Below are 4,166 nucleotides of genomic sequence, written 5' to 3'. Positions count from 1 at the left end.
TGACGATGTTGCGGAAGGCCTGATTCATCTGGCCCATGGTGTCGTAGGACGTGGCTTGAGCGGTACCGCTCCAGCCCGCTCCGGCGATGTTGACCGACGACGACCACATCTTGCGGGCCTCGTCTTCCACCGTCTGAGCGTGCACATCGAACCGCCCCGCCATACTGCGCATGGAGTTCGGGTCAGTCATGAAACGTGAAGGCATAGCTTGATTCTCCTTAGTTAGAAACGAACGGATGTGATGGACACGTAGTGGCCGGACCGGTTACACGGTTGACGTATCCGCCGACCTGAAACACCTGGATGCTCCCCCCTTCCCTTTAACCGGCGGCCACCGGGCGTTGCACCACAGTGGGGCGGACATCGAATCTCGCAGTCGAAACCATTGGTGTGGACTCGCGACCGAACAACGTCGAGAGCGGCGGCGGGACCATACCGGGGTTGGCTGCGCTGACCGCCGGGACAGCATTGGCGCCGGTGGTGGGCAGGATTGACGAAACTTGAGAGAACTGACTGAAAGCGGGGGCGGCCGTGGTCCAGTTCTGCGGAACCGAGAGCACTCCCAGCGACGCCGCCCGGCCCACGCTCGCGCTCGCGGCGACATTGCCGACCGAACCGAAGGCTCCAGGGCTGACGCCACTGCGCAGCGCCGACCCCCAGATCTGAATCTGATTGGACAACGCGCTGGTCGCCGGCGAAATCGACTTCATCAGCGAATTCGCCGAAGTCAGCATTGTCAGACCCGTGGTCCCCATCGTGGCTGTCGACCCGGTGCCCGAGGCCGTGCTCGAGGCCATGCTCGAGGTCGAGGTGAGCGCGGCCGTCGACGTCGTCACACCCGACAGCGACGAGACCGGCGAGGTCGCCGTGGTGGTTGACGCCGTGGCTGTCCCGGCGGTGCCCGCCGACGTCAGCGGTGAGACGGTCTGCGCGACGGTCTGCGCGCTCGAGCCGGCCGAGGTGCCGGCCACCTGCGCCATCGCTGCCGCTTGTCCAGCCGGCCCGGTTTCCGAAGTGGTCGGGGGCGGAGAAGCGAACGGCGACAACGCTGAGGCGGCTGCCGATGATCCCGCGTAGCCGTACATCGCCGCGGCGTCCTGAGCCCACATCTCGGCGTACAGCGCCTCAGTCGCCATGATCGCCGGCGTGTTCTGGCCGAAGAAGTTTGTCGCGACCAGCGCCGCCAGCAGAGCGCGGTTGGCAGCGATCACCGGCGGCGGCACCGTCATCGTGAAGGCAGCTTCGTAGGCGGCTGCCGCGGCCTTGGCCTGAGCGCCTGTCGTCTCCGCCATTCCCGCCGTGCTGCCCAGCCACGCCACGTACGGCGTTGCCGCGGCGGCCATCGAAGTCGATGCCGGCCCCAGCCACGCGGTGCTCACGTCTGCGACCAGCGAACCGTATGACGACGCCGTCGCGTACAAAGTCGCCGCGAGCTCGTCCCAGGCCGCCGCAGCGGCCAGCATGGGTCCCGACCCAGGACCCGTGTACATGAGCCCGGAGTTCACCTCCGGGGGTAGCGCTGCGTAATCCACCGTCTACAAACCCCTGTGACCTAGAACCCGCTGATTGCTCAATTAGGTACTCAGCCGGCAGCGCTGGCGTTGGCGGCCTCCGTGGCCGCATACGACCCAGCGCTGGTGCCGAGAGTGTTGGCGAACATCTCGCGAATTGCTGCAGCCTGCGCGCTCACGGACTGGTACATCTGCGCGTGTGCGGCGAACTGCGCGGCCGTCAGAGCCGACACCTCGTCGGCAGCCGCCGGGGCCACCCCCGTAGTTGGGGCCGCCGCAGCCGCGGTTTGAGCGTTGATCGACGAGCCGATCCCCTGCAGAGTTCCGGCGGCCGAAGTCAAGGCTTCCGGCTGTGTGGTCACGAACGACATCTGTTTTCCTCCTCGAAGCTGCGCTTCCGTAAAAAGCGTAGATGGCAGCGTCGGCCTCTGCCGTCCACGAAGGCATGTGTTGGCAACTGTTCACCGATCGGCAACAAGCGTTCATCTGCAGTAACAACTCGGTAACCTCAAAATGGAGATCTGTGCATGATGGCCGCTGTCGCCCAGGCCGCGGAATGCTCCGCCACCTGCGTAAACCTGCACACTCCACCTTGACGGCGCGCGACAGCCCGGTGCTGTCGCAGACACCATGGTCCTCTCCGCAACGCGTCCTCACAAGCGACTAAATCTCGCTCAGTTAAATCTCGGCAGAACCCGCCGGGACCACCAACGGTCGGCGCGACTCCGCGGTCAGTTCATCCGCAGCGGCAACGTTCTGAGCGCGAAGGTCTTCGACGGGAAGGCGATCTCGGGCGTGTAGTCCGGCGCCAGTTCGAACTGCGGAATCCGGTTGAGCCACTCGTCGACGATCACGGTCAACTCCATACGCGCCAGATGCGAACCCAGACACCGGTGCGGGCCGCCGCCGAACCCCCAGTGGCGGTGCACTTTGCCGTCCATAACCAGATCGTCGATGGATACCTCGTCGCTGCCGTCGCGGTTGACCGCGGCCATACAGAGTCGCACCGGCGAGCCGGCCGGCAGCACCATGCCACCGACGGCGACGGCCTCGGTGGTGATCCGGGGCGCCACCGGGGCCGACGGCTCCAGGCGGACGATCTCTTCCACGAAGACCCGGATGTGCTTGGGATTGTCGCGCAGCGCAACGCGGAGCTGCGGTCTGCGGGCCAACTCGAGTAGCGAAAAACCTATCGCGGCTGTGACAGTGTCCAGCCCTGCCAGGATCAGCAGGTGGCTCATGCCGAGCAGCTCGATGTCGGTGAAATCGCCGTCGCCGGTCATGACTTGCGACAACATGTCTGAGCCCGGATTCTCGCGGCGTTGCCGGATTGCGTCGGCGAGATACTCGTACAACGAGCGGCTGGGCGCCATGTCGTCTTCGGTGACGAAGGGCTTGTCGCCGACGACCGCGTCTTTCCAGGCGATCAGGCGGTCGCGATCCTCCAGAGGCAGACCGTACAGATCCAAGAACACCTGAAACGGGTACAAGCCGGCGAGGTCTGCCATTGCGTCGCATTCTCCCCGAGCGGCGAAGGCGTCGATCATGTCGGCCGCATGGCGTCGAAGCACCGGCAGCGACTTGCTCAGCCCGTGCGGGCTGAAGTACGGCTGCAGGATCCGGCGGTAGCGGGTGTGCTCCGGCGGGTCGAACGCGAGCGGGAGGACCGGAAAAGGGCTGTTGGGCGGTTGCAAGGCCAGTCGGGACGAGAACACTTTCGGGTTGCGCAGCGCGGGCAGCACATCCTCGCGCCGGGTGAGGTAATACCAGCCGTTCATGAACACCACCGGCCCGGCGTCGCGCAACGTTTTCCAGCCGAGCCCGCGGTCGGTGCCCAGCGGCAGCGTGGAGAATTCCAGGCGCGGCAGATGGAATGCCCCGGTGTATCCATCGTCGAGGGTGCTCACCCGCTGCTGTCTCCCTGGTGGAACGTTGACGCCTAACCGCCGTGCCGTCCATATCGTAGGTGCGGCACCGACTGTGCGCGGTAGGCAGCATCGGCGCCACTGGACCAGCGGCCTTCTTTTAGGCTTGATGCACCAGCCAAGCAAGTTCTCGATGACTCAGATGACTTTCGATGACAAGGGAACACCCATGAAGGTCCGTCTCGACCAGTCGCGGTGTGTGGGACACGCCCAGTGCTACGCAGTCGATCCGCAGCTGTTTCCCATCGACGATGCCGGCTACTCGATCCTCGAAGAGCACGAGGTGCGGCCCGAGGATGCCCAGCTCACCCGCGACGGGGTCGCTTCCTGCCCGGAGATGGCCCTAGTCCTCGACGAGGACTGACGCTGCTAGATCTACGGGTCGTCCACGCACGAAGGGTGCTGTTCACCCGCGCCGTAACCGAATCGCCAACAGCGGGCACCTGCCCTCGGTCAGGCGCCCGCCGCTGCACCATACGGCGCTGCTATCCGGCGAACGGTGGGCGACCCATCACGGTGGGCTTGAAGCCGTACCGCGGTCCGGCGCCGCCCCCGCCGAAACCCGGAGCACCGGCGAGTGGCATCCCGCCCAGCAGGTTACCGGCACCGGCACCCTCCGGGGCGCCGCTGATGCTGGTGACCGGCAGTGGCGCATTCGTGGCAGCCGTCGCCGGAGCCGTGGCCGCTGACCAGCCCGGCGGCACCGAAAGCCCACCCACCGGGGCACCTG

General features: G+C 65.9%; 6 protein-coding genes. 1 reads left to right on the top strand and 5 read right to left on the bottom strand.

The annotated features are described in order from the left end of the window. The 4 genes from WA317_RS20920 to WA317_RS20905 all read right to left on the bottom strand — a co-directional run. Nucleotides 1-205 (bottom strand): WXG100 family type VII secretion target (locus WA317_RS20920; protein ID WP_425174847.1); only part of this gene is annotated, 205 nt, incomplete at its 3' end. Between the two features lie 115 nt (nt 206-320). Beyond that, a complete protein-coding gene (locus WA317_RS20915) occupies nt 321-1,532 on the bottom strand; it encodes a PPE family protein (RefSeq protein ID WP_425174846.1) in 1,212 nt (403 codons plus the stop codon). Between the two features lie 50 nt (nt 1,533-1,582). Next, complete coding sequence (locus WA317_RS20910; protein ID WP_425174845.1) at nt 1,583-1,882, bottom strand: PE family protein; 300 nt, start codon at nt 1,880-1,882, stop codon at nt 1,583-1,585. A gap of 360 nt (nt 1,883-2,242) precedes the next feature. Then, nucleotides 2,243-3,418 (bottom strand): cytochrome P450, encoded by a 1,176-nt coding sequence (locus WA317_RS20905; protein ID WP_425174844.1) that lies wholly within the window; start codon nt 3,416-3,418, stop codon nt 2,243-2,245. 187 nt (nt 3,419-3,605) lie between these two features. On the opposite strand from WA317_RS20905, the gene WA317_RS20900 reads away from it, so the two are divergent. Beyond that, nucleotides 3,606-3,800: a ferredoxin gene (locus WA317_RS20900; RefSeq protein WP_425174848.1), complete on the top strand. Its 195-nt coding sequence runs from the start codon at nt 3,606-3,608 to the stop codon at nt 3,798-3,800. 121 nt (nt 3,801-3,921) lie between these two features. Here WA317_RS20900 and WA317_RS20895 read toward each other — a convergent pair. Continuing rightward, nucleotides 3,922-4,166: PPE family protein, SVP subgroup (locus WA317_RS20895; protein WP_425174843.1), on the bottom strand; the 245-nt coding region annotated here is incomplete at its 5' end.

This window comes from Mycobacterium sp. (assembly GCF_049802695.1).
Taxonomy (GTDB): Bacteria; Actinomycetota; Actinomycetes; order Mycobacteriales; family Mycobacteriaceae; genus Mycobacterium.
Note: the sequence above shows the minus strand (reverse complement) of the source record. Positions and strands in the feature narration are given on the sequence as shown.